The sequence below is a fragment of the Hydrogenophaga sp. L99 genome, from assembly GCF_058731905.1.
Genome location: NZ_CM178972.1, coordinates 264,397 through 280,100, shown reverse-complemented (window position 1 = coordinate 280,100; position 15,704 = coordinate 264,397). Strand labels below are relative to the sequence as shown.

Annotated in this window: 12 protein-coding genes; 2 read left to right on the top strand and 10 right to left on the bottom strand. The window is 64.4% G+C overall.

All coding sequences use genetic code 11. The annotated features are described in order from the left end of the window. Positions 1–47: 47 nt before the first annotated feature. From AC4QBL_RS01220 to AC4QBL_RS01205, 4 genes are read right to left on the bottom strand one after another with little or no spacing between them, the layout of a single operon-like run. On the bottom strand, positions 48–1,010 hold the full coding sequence (locus AC4QBL_RS01220) for an aspartate carbamoyltransferase catalytic subunit (RefSeq protein WP_472902076.1): 963 nt from the start codon (positions 1,008–1,010) through the stop codon (positions 48–50). Continuing rightward, positions 1,007–1,522, bottom strand: a complete 516-nt coding sequence (pyrR, locus tag AC4QBL_RS01215; RefSeq protein WP_472906779.1) for a bifunctional pyr operon transcriptional regulator/uracil phosphoribosyltransferase PyrR — start codon at positions 1,520–1,522, stop codon at positions 1,007–1,009. The genes AC4QBL_RS01220 and pyrR overlap by 4 nt, the downstream gene beginning before the upstream one ends. After that, complete coding sequence (gene ruvX / locus AC4QBL_RS01210) at positions 1,519–1,947, bottom strand: Holliday junction resolvase RuvX (RefSeq protein ID WP_472906780.1); 429 nt, start codon at positions 1,945–1,947, stop codon at positions 1,519–1,521. Before ruvX ends, pyrR begins: the two co-directional genes overlap by 4 nt. Then, positions 1,944–2,534 carry a YqgE/AlgH family protein gene (locus AC4QBL_RS01205; protein ID WP_472902059.1) on the bottom strand — a complete coding sequence of 197 codons (591 nt, stop codon included), beginning with the start codon at positions 2,532–2,534 and terminating at the stop codon, positions 1,944–1,946. The genes ruvX and AC4QBL_RS01205 overlap by 4 nt, the downstream gene beginning before the upstream one ends. Positions 2,535–2,595: 61 nt before the next feature. Between AC4QBL_RS01205 and AC4QBL_RS01200 the strand changes: the two genes are divergently transcribed. Next, positions 2,596–4,080 carry a cryptochrome/photolyase family protein gene (locus AC4QBL_RS01200; protein ID WP_472906781.1) on the top strand — a complete coding sequence of 495 codons (1,485 nt, stop codon included), beginning with the start codon at positions 2,596–2,598 and terminating at the stop codon, positions 4,078–4,080. Positions 4,081–4,240: 160 nt separating this feature from the next. Here AC4QBL_RS01200 and AC4QBL_RS01195 read toward each other — a convergent pair whose 3' ends face one another. The 6 genes from AC4QBL_RS01195 to AC4QBL_RS01170 all read right to left on the bottom strand — a co-directional run bounded on the left by AC4QBL_RS01195 (position 4,241) and on the right by AC4QBL_RS01170 (position 14,595). Continuing rightward, positions 4,241–10,609 carry a hybrid sensor histidine kinase/response regulator gene (locus AC4QBL_RS01195; RefSeq protein WP_472906782.1) on the bottom strand — a complete coding sequence of 2,123 codons (6,369 nt, stop codon included), beginning with the start codon at positions 10,607–10,609 and terminating at the stop codon, positions 4,241–4,243. Between the two features lie 56 nt (positions 10,610–10,665). Next, positions 10,666–12,915 carry a methyl-accepting chemotaxis protein gene (locus AC4QBL_RS01190; RefSeq protein WP_472902056.1) on the bottom strand — a complete coding sequence of 750 codons (2,250 nt, stop codon included), beginning with the start codon at positions 12,913–12,915 and terminating at the stop codon, positions 10,666–10,668. A 64-nt stretch (positions 12,916–12,979) separates the two neighbouring features. Further along, positions 12,980–13,513, bottom strand: a complete 534-nt coding sequence (locus tag AC4QBL_RS01185) for a chemotaxis protein CheW (protein WP_472902055.1) — start codon at positions 13,511–13,513, stop codon at positions 12,980–12,982. A 44-nt stretch (positions 13,514–13,557) separates the two neighbouring features. After that, positions 13,558–13,923 carry a response regulator gene (locus tag AC4QBL_RS01180; RefSeq protein ID WP_472902054.1) on the bottom strand — a complete coding sequence of 122 codons (366 nt, stop codon included), beginning with the start codon at positions 13,921–13,923 and terminating at the stop codon, positions 13,558–13,560. Then, entirely contained in the window at positions 13,923–14,318 is a 396-nt protein-coding gene (locus AC4QBL_RS01175) for a response regulator (RefSeq protein ID WP_472902053.1), read from the bottom strand. Before AC4QBL_RS01175 ends, AC4QBL_RS01180 begins: the two co-directional genes overlap by 1 nt. A gap of 103 nt (positions 14,319–14,421) precedes the next feature. Then, positions 14,422–14,595 (bottom strand): rubredoxin, encoded by a 174-nt coding sequence (locus AC4QBL_RS01170; protein ID WP_472902052.1) that lies wholly within the window; start codon positions 14,593–14,595, stop codon positions 14,422–14,424. Between the two features lie 164 nt (positions 14,596–14,759). Here AC4QBL_RS01170 and thiD point away from each other — a divergent pair, with 164 nt between their 5' ends. After that, entirely contained in the window at positions 14,760–15,695 is a 936-nt protein-coding gene (thiD, locus tag AC4QBL_RS01165) for a bifunctional hydroxymethylpyrimidine kinase/phosphomethylpyrimidine kinase (RefSeq protein ID WP_472902051.1), read from the top strand. Positions 15,696–15,704 lie beyond the last annotated feature (9 nt).

The window sequence follows — 15,704 nt, the reverse complement described above, 5'->3', positions numbered from 1 at the left end:
CCTCGGGGGGCAACGACCCGCGCAGCGGCGGAGTGTGGAGGCCTTGCTCATGCATCGTGACTGGAAACGATGCCCATCACCGCCATGCGCACGGCGATGCCAAAAGTCACCTGCGGCAAGATCACACTTTGCGGGCCATCCACCACGGCCGAATCAATTTCCACGCCCCGGTTGATCGGGCCTGGGTGCATCACGATGGCGTCGGGCTTGGCCCAGTGCAGGCGCTCAGGCGTGAGGCCAAAGCTTTTGAAATACTCTTGGCTGGACGGCAGCAGCGCGCCGCTCATGCGCTCGTTTTGCAAGCGCAGGGTTATCACCACGTCGCAGTCTTTGATGCCTTCTTCCAGTGTGTGGCACACGCGCACGCCCATGTGCGACATGTCGCTCGGCACCAGGGTGCGCGGGCCGACCACGCGCACGTCCGGACAGCCCAGGGTGGTCAGCGCGTGGATGTCCGAGCGCGCCACGCGCGAGTGCAGCACATCACCCACGATGGCCACCGACAGCTGGGTGAAGTCTTTTTTGTAGTGCCGGATGGTGTACATGTCCAGCAGGCCCTGCGTGGGGTGCGCGTGGCGGCCGTCGCCCGCGTTGACCACGTGCACATGCGGAGCGACGTGCTGGGCAATCAGGTAAGGCGCGCCCGACTCGCTGTGGCGCACCACAAAGATGTCGGCCGCCATGGCGCTCAGGTTGGCAATGGTGTCCAGCAGACTCTCGCCCTTGGAGGCGGACGACCGCGCAATGTCGAGGTTGATCACGTCGGCGCTCAGGCGCGTGGCGGCAATTTCAAACGTGGTGCGGGTGCGGGTGCTGTTTTCGAAAAACAGGTTGAACACGCTCTTGCCGCGTAGCAACGGCACCTTTTTCACCTCGCGGTTGCTCACGCTCACGAAGTTGCCGGCGGTATCCAGGATGTTGGTGAGGATGTCGCGCGACAACCCTTCGGTGGACAGCAAGTGAATGAGCTCGCCGTTTTTGTTGAGCTGGGGATTGCGTGGCACGGTCAGGCCTCCTTTCTTTCCAGCACGAAGCTCAGACGCCCGCTCTCGTCGCGCGCGAGTTCGAGTGACTGGTCTTCGGGCAAATTCAGCGTGGCGGCGCACACATTGGCCTCAATGGGCAGTTCGCGCCCGCCACGGTCCGCCAGCACCGCCAGCTTCACGCTGGCAGGCCGGCCGTAGTCAAACAATTCGTTGATCACGGCGCGCAGCGTGCGCCCGGTGTAAAGCACATCGTCCACCAGCAACACATGGGCGCCGTTCACGTCAAATGGCAGCATGGTCTGCGCACTGAGCGCCAGGCCGCGCTTGGCAAAGTCGTCGCGGTGCATGCTCGATGAAATCACACCGGCGTCGCCCTCAAGTCCCAGGTCTTTTTGCAGGCGCATGGCCAGCCAGGCACCACCCGATGTGATGCCCGCCAGATACAGCGGTTGCGGCGTGGCCGCAATGAGCTTTTTCACGCCACGCAAGAGCTCGGTGTAGAGCGCTTCCGCGTCCAGCTGGATCGATTGGGTCAAGACAAACTCCTCAAAAACTGTTCCAGGATGATGCAGGCCGACGCGGCGTCGGCGTCCTTGGCGCCCAGGGCATGGGCTTCGGTGGTGCTGTAGCGCTCGTCCACCTCAAACACCGGCAGACCCGAGCGGCCACGCAGCTGCCGGGCAAACTTCAGCGCTCGGGCGGTGTTTTCGTGCGCGGCACCGTCGGGGTGGTACGGCACGCCGACCACCAGGGCATCGGGCTGCCATTCCCGGATGCGCGCAGCAATCTGCACCAGGCGTGCGTCGCCCTCGGCTTTGATGGTGGCTTGCGGGGTTGCCGTGGCGGTCAAGCGGTTGCCGCTGGCCACCCCGGTGCGCTTGAGACCGTAGTCAAAAGCCAGAAAACGTTGGCAGCGTGCGGGCACCTGGGGCGAGACTGGCATGGGGGCAGCCAGGCTCATGCGTGGCCCGCGTCGGGCGACAGCATCCAGGGCTGCAAGCCAAGCAGGGCCATGGCCCGCTCGTAGCGCTCGGCCACCGGCGCGTCAAAAATCAGGCTCGGGTCGGCCTCCACGGTGAGCCAGCTGTTTTCGGTGATCTCCGACTCCAGCTGCCCCTGCGCCCAGGACGCATAGCCCAGCGTCACGAAAACCTTGCGCGGCCCCGCGCCCGACGCCATGGCTTCGAGCACGTCTTTGGAAGTGGTCATTTCCAGCCCGCCGGGAATGGACAGCGTGGAGGCGTAAACCGACTCGCCCTCACCGCCCTCAATGGCTTCGTGCAGCACAAAGCCGCGCTCGGTTTGCACCGGGCCACCTTGAAACACCGGCTGCAAGGCCAGGTCGTCACGGCCCATGGGCAGGTCCACTTTTTCAAACAACCGGGGCAACAAAATGTCGCTGGGTTTGTTGATCACCAGACCCAGCGCGCCACGTTCGCTGTGTTCACACATGAACACCACGCTGCGGCCAAATAGCTCGTCGCTGAGACCGGGCATCGCAATCAGAAAGTGATTGGTCAGATTGATGGGGGCAAAATCAGCAGACATGCGGTCATTTTAAGCCGCCCACCCCACCGCGCACGGCCGTGCCGACATTCGACTGCCTCCCATGAACACCTACACCAAAGGGCTGATGTGGTTCCGCCGCGATCTGCGTGCGCAAGACAACGCCGCGCTCTACCACGCGCTCAAGGTGTGCCGCCAAGTGTGGTGCGTGTTCGTGTTCGACACCGACATTCTGAACCCGCTGCCCCGCGCCGACCGCCGGGTGGAATTCATCCGCGAGTCGCTGGTGGAACTGGACGCCAATTTGCGCGCCATGGGCCGAGCGAACGGCGCCGAAGACGTGGGCCTGATCGTGCTGAACGACCAGGCGCTGACGGCCATTCCAGCGCTGGCCCAGCAGCTGCAGGTGCAGGCAGTTTTTGCGAACCACGACGACGAGCCCGCCGCGCTGGCCCGCGACGCCCACATTTTTGGCACGCTGGCCCACGCGGGCATCTTGCTGCACAGCCACAAAGACCACGTGATCTTTGAGCGCCGCGAGGTGCTGACCCAGGCCGGCCACGCCTTTGGTGTGTTCACGCCGTACAAAAATGCTTGGTTCAAGCAACTCACGCCTTACCACCTGAAGCCTTACCCGGTGGCGCGCTACGCCAAGTCGCTGGCGGCCGTGCCCGCGCAATGGGCTGTGCCCGTGCCGCAGCTGAGCGACATCGGGTTTGAGAAGACCAACCTGAGCCAGCTGCCCATGCCCACCGGTGAAAGCGGCGCCCACCAATTGTTTGAAGACTTCGTGCAGCGCATCGACCGCTACGACGAGGCCCGCAATTTCCCCGCCGTCAAAGGCCCCAGCTACCTCAGCGTGCACCTGCGCTTTGGCACCATCTCCGTGCGGCAGATTGCGTCCGTGGCCTACCAGATGCACTTGCAGGGCATGGCTGGCGCCAGCACCTGGCTGTCTGAATTGATCTGGCGCGACTTTTACCACCAGGTGCTGGCCAACTTTCCGCATGTGGTGGACAAGGCCTTCAAGCCGGAATACGACCACATCAAGTTTGAACACGGCAAGCATGGCAAGGCGCTGTTTGCCGCTTGGTGCGAGGGGCGCACCGGCTACCCGCTGGTGGACGCCGCCATGGCCCAGATCAACCAGACCGGCTATATGCACAACCGCCTGCGCATGGTGGTGGCCAGTTTTCTGGTGAAAGACCTGGGTATTGACTGGCGCTGGGGCGAGCGCTATTTCGCCGAACACTTGATCGACTTTGACCTGGCCGCCAACAACGGCGGCTGGCAGTGGGCCAGCTCCAGTGGTTGCGACGCCCAGCCCTATTTCCGCATCTTCAACCCGGTCACGCAGAGCGAAAAGTTTGACCCGCACGGTAAATTTATCCGGCGCTACCTGCCGCAGCTGGCTGCGCTGCCCGACGCTGCCATTCACGCGCCCTGGAAAGCCAACGAAATCGAAATGGCCAGTGCGGGTGTGGTGCTGGGCACGCACTACCCGGCGCCGGTGGTAGACCACGCCGAGGCACGCGAGCGCACGCTGCTGCGCTACGCGGTGGTCAAAAAACCGGGCAAAGTCGGTTAGCCCCCACGCTCCGCCGCTAAGCGGGTCGCTGCCCCCAAAGGGGCTGATCCACCTTGGGGCGGCCCTGCGGTGGATCGCCTCAACAAAAACCCCGGCACGGTGACCGGGGTTTTTCTTGTGGGCCGACCTCCGAGCAGAGAGGACATGCCGGTGAGCGCGTTCAGGCTTCGGCGGCAATCTTGGCGTAATGCGCAATCAGCGCCAGCAACTCGTCTTCCGAATACGGCTTGCCCAGGTAGTGGTCCACACCGAGTTCGCGCGCATGTTCGCGGTGCTTCTCGGCAATGCGCGAGGTGATCATGATCACCGGCAAGGCCGACAGGCGCGGATCGCTTCGGATGTTGCGCACCAGATCGAAGCCGTCCATGCGCGGCATTTCAATGTCGGACAGCACCACCGTGGGCCGCTCTTGCTGCAAGCGCTCCAGTGCCTGCAGGCCGTCGGCAGCGAGTGACACGCGGTAGCCTTCGCGCTGCAGCAGGCGCTGCGTGACCCGCCGCACGGTGATGGAATCGTCGACCACCAGCACCAGCGGCACCGCGTTGACCGCCATGTCCAACGGGGCCTGAGCATCGCCCGACACATGCGGCGCGTGCCGCTGCTGGCTGGCCACCCATTCGCGCACCTGGGCGCCATACACCGTGGCCAACGCCACCGGGTTGTAGATCAACGCCACGGCACCCGAAGCGAGCACCGACATACCCGCCAAGCCCGGCAAGCGTGACAGCTGCGGCCCGAGGTTCTTCACCACCACTTCCTGGTTGCCCAGCACCTCGTCCACATGCATGGCCACGCGCTGGGCCGCGCTTCGGAAAATCACCACCGGCAAGGTGCGGCCCTGGGCCTCCAGCGACTGCGCCGACGACTGCAACAACGCACCCGCCCAATAGAACGGAACCTCTTCGCCACCCACCGTGAGGCTGCCCTTGGCGTAAGCCTGAGACAGCTCATCGCTGCTGACACGGCGCACCAGCTCCACCAGATTCGACGGCACGCCCAGCGTGAGCGGGCCCGCGCGCACCATCACCACCTGGGTGACCGCGGTGGTCAGCGGCAGCACCAGTTTGAAGCTGGTGCCCTGGCCTGGCTGGGTGCTGGTTTCAATGCGGCCACCCAGTGCCACCACATCGGTGCGCACCACGTCCATGCCAATGCCTCGGCCGGCCAGCTCAGACACCTCGCGCGCCGTGCTGAGCCCGGCGGCAAACACCAGCTGGGCCGCAGCGTCGTCGGTCAACTGGGCGCCGGGCAACACAAAGCCCTGGGCTTCGGCTTTTTCGCGCAGACGCGGCAGATCCAGCCCGGCACCGTCGTCGTGGAACACCACCGAAACATCGTTGAGCTCCTGCGCCAACCGAATGTCAATGCGGCCTTCAGCTGCCTTGCCTGCCGCCAGGCGGGTTTCAGGCAATTCAATACCGTGCACCACGCTGTTGCGCAGCAGGTGTTCAAAAGCGGCGGTCATGCGGTCCAGCACGCCGCGGTCCATTTCAATGTGGCCACCGGTGATGTCCAGCCGCACCTGCTTGCCGGTTTCTTTCGATGCCTGACGCACCACGCGGTAGAGGCGTTCAGAAATGCCTTCAAATTCAACCATGCGCGTGCGCAGCAGGTCGCGCTGCAGCTCACGGGTCTGGCGCGCTTGCGCCACCAGGCCGTCTTCGGTGGATTCCACGGCGCGTTGCAGGTTGCGCTGCACCGTGGCAACGTCGTTCACCGACTCGGCCATCATGCGGGTGAGCTCTTGCACCCGGGTGAAGCGGTCAAATTCGAGCGGGTCAAACGACTGGTCGGCATCGCGCGCCTGGGCCAGCCGCGACTGCATCTGGGTTTCGGCTTGCAGTTCGATGTCGCGCAGCTGCTGGCGCAAGCGGTCCAGGTTGCCGGTCAGGTCTTTGAGCGAGCCGCGCAGGGTCGCCAGCTCGGACTCCATGCGCGAGCGCGTGATCATCACCTCGCCAGTCTGGTTCACCAGCCGGTCCAGCAGCTCGGGGCGCACACGCACCGCAGCCCCCGCGCGCACCTGTACCGGCGTGGGCGCTCGCGGCAGCGACAGGCCCGAGAGCCCTTGACCAGGCTCCAGGCTCGCGGCCACGGGCGCAGCCGGCGCGGGCGTCTCCACCGCCGTGGGCAACACCGGCACCATGCCAGTCAGCGCCTGCTCGGGCGCCCGCTGAACCACGCCGTGCGACTCGGGATCGGTACGGCGCAGCAGTTCAAAGCGGGCGTTGATCGCGTCAAACGCGGCCTGCAACGGCTCCAGATCGGCGCTGCGCTGCACGTCAGACCCCAGCCGCTCGGCCGTGGTTTCCATGCGGTGCGCCATTTCGCCCAAGCGCAAGGCACCCGCCAACCGCGCGCTGCCCTTGAGCGTGTGCAGGTTGCGCAACACCTCGGAACGGGCACTGCCGTTGTCCGGGCGCGCCACCCACTGACGCAAGGCACCGCCCAGCTGGGGCAGCAGCTCCAGCGCCTCGTCGGCAAAAATCGGGAACAGATCCACGTCAATGGTGTCCAGCGCATCGATGTCGTCGTCGATGTCTTGCACCGGTCCAGCAGCCGGCGATCGCAACTCGGGCAAGCCAGCAAATTCGGTGGCGGGCTCGCCAAACACCGAATCTTCAAACGCGGCTGGCGGCACCGGCTCCACATCGGCGACGGGAGCGGCAGGCGCTTCTGCCGCGGCCAAGGGCTCAGCGCCCCACTGCGTGGAGAGTTCAATGTCCAGATCGGTCGCAGGCGCCTCGTCCTGCGCGTCGATGGCCTCGGGCGCCAGGCCGTCCGGCACAGGTTCGTGCACCACGCGGTACAGCTCGTCCAGCAGCTCGGGGTTGGGCTCCTTCAGGAAGCCCGCCGCAAACTGGTGCAGCAGGCGCCGGATCTCTTCGGACGCGGCAACAAACAAATCGGCCTGTTCGGCCGTGGCAGGCCAGCCGGCCTGCTGGTGCAAGCCCACCGCTTCAATGGCGTGCTCCAGCGCCCGGGCAATGTCGGACAGCGACTGAAAGCCCACCGTGGCCGAACTGCCAGCCAGCGAGTGGGCGAGCGCTTCGGCCGGTGCTGGCACAGGCTTGTGGCGCTCAAGCGCCCATTCGGCCAGCTCGGTCCCCAGACGGCGCGACCATTCGTCGGCTTCGTTGAGGTATACGTTGTAAAGCTTGATGCCAATGCGCAACGACCCAATGACCCGGGTTTGCTCGTCGAGGATGTCGCCATAAGCCGAATCGGCCGTCTCCGTGGCGGCGTCCATCGGCAGCTCGATCGGCTCGGACACGGCATCCGCTGCGTCCGGCGCAGGCGCGTCGGCATCGATCCATGGCGGCTCGGACGCAAAGCCCTCGGCCGGGACCGTTGCGGTGGCGTCCAATGCCACCCCAGGCGCTTGTTCGGCCGGGAAAGCCAGGGCATCGGCATCCAGATCGAAGTCGAAGTCCACATCAGCAAGCTCGGGCTCGGCTTCTGTTTCAGCGGCCGTTGAAAGCCCGTCATCCAGATCCAGCGACAGGCCATCCAGCACCGAGGACAAATTCCCCAAGGGTTCAGCAGCCGCCGCCGCGGGTTCATCGGGTGGCGTTTCCGCCTCGGTTTTTGCATCGGTTGAAATAGCGGGCTCGGCCTCGACGCCACCGGGCAGCGGCGCAGCGGGCTCGGCAGATTGGGCGCGTGAGGACAAGGCTGCCAAGCTGCCGAAGTCGATTTCATCGAACATCGGCTGCTCTTGCACCTGACCGGCTACCTCGACAAACAGCACGTCGGCACGGTCTTCGGTGTCGTCGCCAAAAGGCGAGGTATCGACAAAATCGGCGTGCCCGTGGCTGCGGTCTTGGGCCTGCGCGGGCTCTTCTGTGTCAGCCGGCGTCTCATCGACCACCGGCAGTTCAAACGCCAGGTCGGATGGCGAGGCAACCGCCTCGGTCACATCAGGCGAAGCCTCGGCGTCGGCCGGGGTGTCTGTCGTGGACGCAGCGGGTTCTTCGGTACCCTCCCAGACATCGGTATGGCCGGTCGGCAAGCCGGCCACAGGCTCGTCGGCTTCTGGCGCTTGAGGCGCGGCCTGCAAGCCCAGTGGCAGGTACTGCGCCTGGTTGCGCCAGGCTTCGGCGCTGGCGCGAAACGGCTGCGCGCTCCAAGCCACATCGGTTCGGGCGGCAATGTCTTCAACCCAGCGCGACAGTGCGCCCATAGCTTCGCCGGACAGCCTGAGCATGTCGGGGTGCGCGGGCTGCTGCTCGGCCAACACGGCGTTGACCAGCTGTTCCATGGCCCAGGCGGCCTCGCCAAACTCGCCCAGCCCCACCATGCGCGAGCTGCCTTTGAGCGTGTGAAAGGCGCGGCGCAGGGTGGTGAGGTGCTCCAGATCGGCAGGCTGCACTTGCAGCAAGCCCACGGCCTCCAGACCATTGCCCACGACTTCGCGGGCCTCTTCCAAGAAAATGTCCAGCAGGTCGTCTTCTTCGTTGTCTTCGCTGGCCAGGGCGTTGGCCAGCGGGGCACTGGCGGCGGGCGCGGTCTGAGACAGATCGACCAGCGCCTGAGCGCCAGCGGCTGCGTCATCGCGCACCACGGCCTGGGCCGCGTCGCGGGCGGCGCGGGCCACACCGGGCTGCTCAGCCAACGAGGCCTGGGTCGCCAGGCTGTCCAGCTGCTGGCTCAGGTCGGCCAGATTCACACCGTCCTGTACGCCCTCCACCACGCGCTGCACGCCCGCACTGATGGCGTCGACGTCTTGTTGGGCCGACGGCTGGGAGGCCTCTGGGGTCAAGGTGCGGCCCATGAGCGGCAGCAACTCGCCTTTTTCTTCGTCAAACACAAACAGCTTCTTGGCCAGCGCCGGCTGGTAGTTCAGCATGTCAACCAGAAAGCTCAAGGCGCTCAGGTTGTTGCCCAACTGCTGGAAGGTGCCGGCCTCACGGGCCAGGGCTTCGTCCACTTCGGTGTCCAGAATCTGGTCGACCGTGGCACGCATGCGCGCCACCGTCTGTACCGCCTGGTCGAGCCCGAGCACGGACAGCACACCGCGCATTTGCGCCAGCTGCGACACCGCCACGTGCAGGCAGCCTTTTTCGTTGGGAGCGCGGAAAAACTGGTCGAGTGATTTTTCGGCCTCACCCAGAGACACCTTGAGCTCACCCACGACGCTGCCCATGGTCTGGCGGTCGCTCACGCGGCGGTAGAGCTGCTCCATCCAGGGCGCCAGTGGCTGCGCGGGAGCACCGGCCAGCACCTGTTCCAGGCGGGCCGCCAGCGCCTGGGTGCGCTCGGTCATCTCCGCGTCGTTCGGGTCAAAATCTTCAAACGCCGCTTCCAGGTACAAGGTGGTCGTGGCCACCTCCATGGCGAGCTCGGGGCGCACGCCCATCGGTTCCTGGGCGGCTTGATCGGCAGCCTTGAGCAAAGCTTGCGCTAGCACCGTGCTGGCCGGGTGCAGCTTGAGCAGCGAATCACCAATCAGGCCGAACTGGTCAACCACCTGGCGCCCCCGGCTGGCGTCGCCACCGGAAAACAGCGACCAGGCTTCCTTGGCCGCGTTGATGCGTTTGCGCGCCTGCGCCAGGATGGCCGGGTCGTACCGACCCAGCGTCGCCAGCTGGTAGTCCACCGGCTCTGCGGCTTGCAAACCGAAGGCCTCACGCACCGCGATCAGGTGCGGGGTCTTGGCCGGCGTGGCGCCGTGGGCTTGCGAACAAAAGAACAGCAGGTCGTGCAACAGGGTCTCAGACACCTGGTTTTGACCCTGCGCGAAAGAGGCAAACTGCAACAAGATGCGCGACGCCGCGCGCTTGACATACACATCGGCAGGCAGCAACTGGTGGGCCACCGCCTCAAAGTAGGCGGCTGCCACACGCCAGAAAGTTTGCACGCGCGGCTCAGCTGCACCAGCCGACAAACCCGCGCTGAGCTTGGCCAGCTGCTGTGCACCCGCCGGGCTTTGCGTCTTGACCACCAGCAACACCAGCCGGTCAAACAGCGAACGCAAAGGTGCATCACAGCGCAAAGGCGTGGTGTTGGCAGGCGCCGCCACATTCACGCCGCGCGGCTCATAGGGCCACAAGTCGGCCGGGTGTACCCGCTCGGCGGCGGCCAGCTCCTGCACTTCGCGGTACTGCACAAACAGCGCCACCGGCTGCACCGGCTTGTTGTTGAGCACCGCCTCCAGGTACTCAACCAGCGCGAAGCTGGCCTGTTCGACCTTGCGCGCGGCCTCTTCGTTGCACACCAGAGGGCGCTGCACAAATCGCTGCACCGCCGCTTCCATGGCCCGCAGCACCTGGGCTGGAGCACCCAGCCCCACCATTTCGAGCGCACCCACGGCCTGGTGAATCTGCTGGCGCGCCACGCGCAACGAACTGGGGTCGACCGCTTCCAGGTCGTTGTTGCGCGATTGCTCGGTCTCACGGACGAAGCGCTTGATGGCTTTGTTCGCGGCGTCCAGCGATTTGCGCAGCTCGTCGAATACCCAGGCCAGCGGACCGAGGTCGGCGAGCGGAGCGTCCGTCTGCGAACTGTCGGTTCGGGTGGTGTCCAGCATGTTGGTGTGAGGTTGGGTCTCGAACGGGTTCTGCGCGATCAGGGTCTAACCGTACGTCAGGCGATCTTGAACCGTGCCACCGACTGGCGCAGCTCCTCGGCCATGACAGACAACTCTCGCACCTGTTGGGCCGTGGAACGCGTGCCTTCACCGGTCTGCTCGGTCACGGCAAAGATGTGCTGAATGTTGCCCGCCACCTCGTTGGCCGAATCGGCTTCGCGGGACGTGGCATTGGAAATTTGCTCGATCAGCTCGGCCAGGCGGCGCGACACCCGGTCAATTTCAGACAGCGCGGTACCGGCGTTGTCCGACAGTTTGGCCCCTTCGACCACACCCTGCGTGGAGCGCTCCATAGCGGCCACCGCGTCTTGGGTGTCGGTCTGAATGGCCTTCACCAGCGCCGCAATCTGGCGGGTGGCGTCGGCGGAGCGTTCAGCGAGTCGCTGCACCTCTTCGGCCACCACCGAGAAGCCGCGCCCGGCTTCACCAGCAGACGCGGCCTGAATGGCGGCGTTCAGCGCCAGCACGTTGGTCTGTTCGGTAATGTCAGAAATCAGCTCCGTGATTTCACCAATTTCCTGCGACGACTCACCCAGACGCTTGATGCGCTTGGAGGTTTCCTGGATCTGGTCGCGGATGGCGTTCATACCGCCAATGGCATCCTGCACCGCCTGCAAACCCGACTCGGCGGCCTGCAGCGACACACGGGCCACCGCGGCCGACTCTTGGGCCTGACCCGACACCTGGTTGATGCGCTGCGCCATGTCCACCACCGACTGACCGGTTTCGCGAATTTCGCGCAGCTGCTCGTTCGAAGCCGCCAGCAGCTCGGTGGACGTGCTTTCCACCGCCGAGGTGGTTTGCGCCACCCGTGTGGCCGTGGCCTGCACGTTGCCCACCAGCGAACGCAGTTCTTCCACCGTGTAGTTCACCGAGTCGGCGATGGCACCCGTGATGTCTTCGGTCACGGTGGCTTCTTGCGTCAGATCGCCCTCGGCCACAGTCTGCAATTCGTTCATCAACCGCAAAATGGCCGCCTGGTTGGCATCGTTGACGCGCTTGGCGTCTTGTTCCAGCGATTCGGCTGCTACCTTCTGGCCTTCGGCCACGCGCTGGCGCTGGCGGCTGTCGAGCAGCTGCACATAGGCCAGACCAGCGCCGCAAGCCAGCGCAAACAGCGCCGAAGCCAGCAGCGCCACCAAAGCCGCCCCTCCCAAGCCCGAGCGCGAAGACAGATCGCCTTGCAAGGTCTGCAGGCTCAGGCGCAGCGGCTCGCTGTCGGCAATGATGCTGGCTTGGGCTTCACGCGCCGACACCAGGCCCTGCAGGTTGCCCAGAATGGCGCCCGCTTCGGTTCGGGTTTCTTCGTACAGCGCCAGCAACGCATCAAGGCGCTCGCGAATCTGCTCGTCCGTGGCGGGGGCCAAACGCAACTCTTCGCTACCCTTGAGCAAACCCTCGGTGATTTCCTTGAAGGTGTTCAGGTCTTTGCCCAGCAAAAACACCGCCTCGGGGCTCACGCCCTCCATGGTCAGAAACTCGTTGGCCGATTTGCCGATGCGCTGCGTCAACATCACCAGCTGGCCCGAGGCAGAGATTTCAGCAGCCGGCGCGTTTTGCTGCAGCTTGAGCGATGAAATGGTTTCGGCGATTTCCAGCAAGTCAGACGACTGGCGGTTGATGGTGCGCAAGGCATTGCCCACCTGGGTCAAGATGGCTTGCTGGCTGAGCACCGCCGCAGCGTTTCGTTCAGCGGCCTCCACCTTGGGCAGCAGCGCTTCCAGCTGGCCTGCGTATTGAGGACCGAGCGAGTCAATGGACAGTTCGGCATCGCCCGCTTGCAGGCCACGCAGGTTGCGCGCCAGCACGTCAGAGCTCTCACGCACTTCCGGGAATGCCGAAGGGCTGCCAATCAGGGCCTGGGAAACGCTCTTGGCCAAGCGCTGCGACTGCATCAGCGCCTGACCGCTGGCGGCCACCTGCTGACCGATTTTTTCCGTCTGGCTCAGTGCGAAAAAAGTGACACCGCCCAGCACCACCAAACCAAACGCCAGCAAGGATGCCAACATCCGCTGGTGCTGTTCGGCCGGCTTGCGCCCGAGCAAGGGGAGCGTGACCAGGCCCGCCTGCAAAGGCATATCTTCATCACCGGCCATGCGGCTGGGAGCGAAATCGTCAGCGGACAGGTCGGGCGCCAAGCGCGCTGCAGCGAGTTCTGCCAGCTCCTGATCGGTGGCGCCGCTCAAATCGGGTTCGTCCCCGGTTTTTTTCTTGAACAGTCCCTGGATTCGATCAAGCATGGCCATGAAAAAAACCTTCCAACAGAAAACAAAGTGCGTATCACCGGCATCAGCCGACGGTTTTCAACCGTCAGGCAGCGATGGCCAGGAATTCGGGTTCGGCCGCAAGTGCCTGAAGATCAATTTCTTGCCAGGGCAGTCCCTGATGATCAACCAGACAGCGGGTGAAATAAGGGGGTGAGCCCGCAGGGGCCTCACTCAAAGCGCTGAACATGGCGGGGTTGCGCAGGCCCAGCAACCGGTCAATCCACAACACGGCGTTGACACCCAGCGCGCCATGCAGGCTGACGAGCCGCGACTCGGATGTGATCCGATCGGTCAACTGCACCGCATCGGAGGCTCGCTCAACCAGCCTCCCCAGATCGACCACGCCATGCAAGCCGCCACGCAAACTGGCCACGCCCGCATACCAGGGCTTGGTGTAAGGCACGGGCTGAACCGAAGCCCAGGGGAAGATTTCACCCGATTGCACCAACGGGAACAAATAGCGTTGGCCCCGGGCTTCCACGGCCAGCCAAGAGGCTGTGGCGGCTTCAGATTTGGCGGCGGTCAGACGCTGCGCCAGCCGTTCCTGCAAATCCCTGAGTGACTGACGGTTGGCCATGCTGGGTGTTTATCGGGTCGCGTGCAAGGGAGTGGCGGCGCCGCTCAACCCAGCGCCCGAATCTTGGACAGCAGCTCTTCAGCGTTCACCGGCTTCGTGACGTAGTCACGCGCGCCTTGGCGCATGCCCCAGACACGGTCGGTTTCCTGATTTTTGCTGGTGCACATGATGATGGGAATGCTCGAATACTGCGGGTCGCGGGCAATCGCTCGCGTCAACTGAAAACCATTCTGACCGGGCATCACCACGTCCATCAAAATCAGTTCCGGCTTTTCCTCTCCGAGCCGACGAAAGGCCTCTTCCGCATTCTCGGCGGTGCGCACGCTGTAGCCGTTTTTACCCAGCAGGTCCGACAAAACCATCAACTCGGTTTTCGAGTCGTCCACGATCAGCACTTTCTGGATGGGCATCAAACGGCTCCGGTGAGGTTGGCGCCAAACTGCTGCACCGCGTGCAACAACTGGTCTTTGGTGAAGGGCTTGGTAAGGTATTCCTGCGAGCCGACCATGCGACCGCGCGCCTTGTCGAACACACCATCTTTGGACGACAGCATCACCACGGGGATGCTGGAAAAACGGGCGTTGCGCTTGATGATGGCGCAGGTCTGGTAGCCGTCCAGCCGGGGCATGAGGATGTCGCAAAACACCAGATCGGGCTGGTAGTCGTTGATCTTGGACAAAGCGTCAAAGCCGTCGTCGGCCAACAGCACTTCGTGCCCGCCCTGCTTGAGGAAAATTTCGGCGCTGCGGCGAATGGTGTTGCTGTCGTCAACCACCAGAACTTTCAGTGCGGGTGTCGTGCTCACGGTGGGGTTGCTCCAGAAAACAGGTCAGGACAGGGGCCACGCAGCGGGCACACATGCCCGATGCCCGAACCGCGAAGACTCACCACAGCATGGCGAACCCGCGTCAGATTTGCACCATTTCAAAATCTTCTTTGCGCGCGCCGCACTCGGGGCAGGTCCAGTTCATGGGCACCTGCGCCCAGGGGGTTCCGGGCGCTACGCCGTGCTCGGGATCACCGGTGGCCTCGTCGTAAATCCAGCCGCAGATCAGGCACATCCAAGTCTTGGTTTCGGTCATGGTTATAGGGGGCATTGTCATAGAATGCAATCATTGTATCGACCCCCATAAGCCGCCCGCAGGCCGCTTGCAGGTCATTCATGACCGGTTGTCCGCTGGTATTTCTTTGCACGCAGGTCGGCGTCCTTTTCAAGACCCGCCCGCCCTGCTTCTCACACAGCCCCATGTCCGACACCCCTGAATCCCTTTCGCCCCCTTCGGCCGGTGTCCCCAGTGAAACCAGCCTGCCTTGTGTGATGGTGTTTAACGCCAACGATTCGAGCGGTGCAGGCGGCCTCAGCGCCGACATCACCGCCATGTCCAGCGCGTCGGCCCATGTGCTCTCCGTCGTGACCGGCGCCTACATCCGCGACACAACCGAAATCCACGACCACGTGACCTTTGACGAAGAGGCTGTGGGCGACCAGGCCCGCTGCGTGCTGGAGGACATGCCCGTGCAAGCCTTCAAAGTGGGTTTTGTGGGCAGCCCGGAAAACCTCAGCGTCATCGCCGAAATCACGTCCGACTACGCCGATGTGCCTGTGGTGACCTACATGCCCGACCTGTCGTGGTGGGACGAACTCGCCATCGAAACCTACCTGGATGCCTGCGCCGAATTGCTGCTGCCCCAGACCACCGTGCTGGTGGGCAACCACAGCACCCTGTGCCGCTGGCTGCTGCCCGAATGGGAGGGCGACCGCGCGCCGAGCCCACGCGAGATTGCGCGTGCCGCCGCCACCCACGGCGTGCCCTACACCTTGGTGACGGGTTTCAACGCGGCCGACCAATACTTGGAAAGCCACTTGGCTTCGCCCGAAACGGTGCTGGCCACCGCCCGCTACGAACGCTTCGACGCCACCTTTGCTGGCGCGGGCGACACACTGTCGGCCGCCCTGTGCGCGCTCATCGCGGGTGGTGCCGACCTGCAATCGGCCTGTGCCGAAGCCCTGACGTACTTGGACCAGTGCCTGGATGCCGGCTTTCAGCCGGGCATGGGCCACGCTGTACCCGACCGCCTGTTCTGGGCCCACGAAGACGACGATGAAGCAGACGACGCGGAGGCGTCCTCTGAAACCACACTGGATGCGGGTGACTTTCCACTGGACACCACCCGCCACTGACCCGCCACC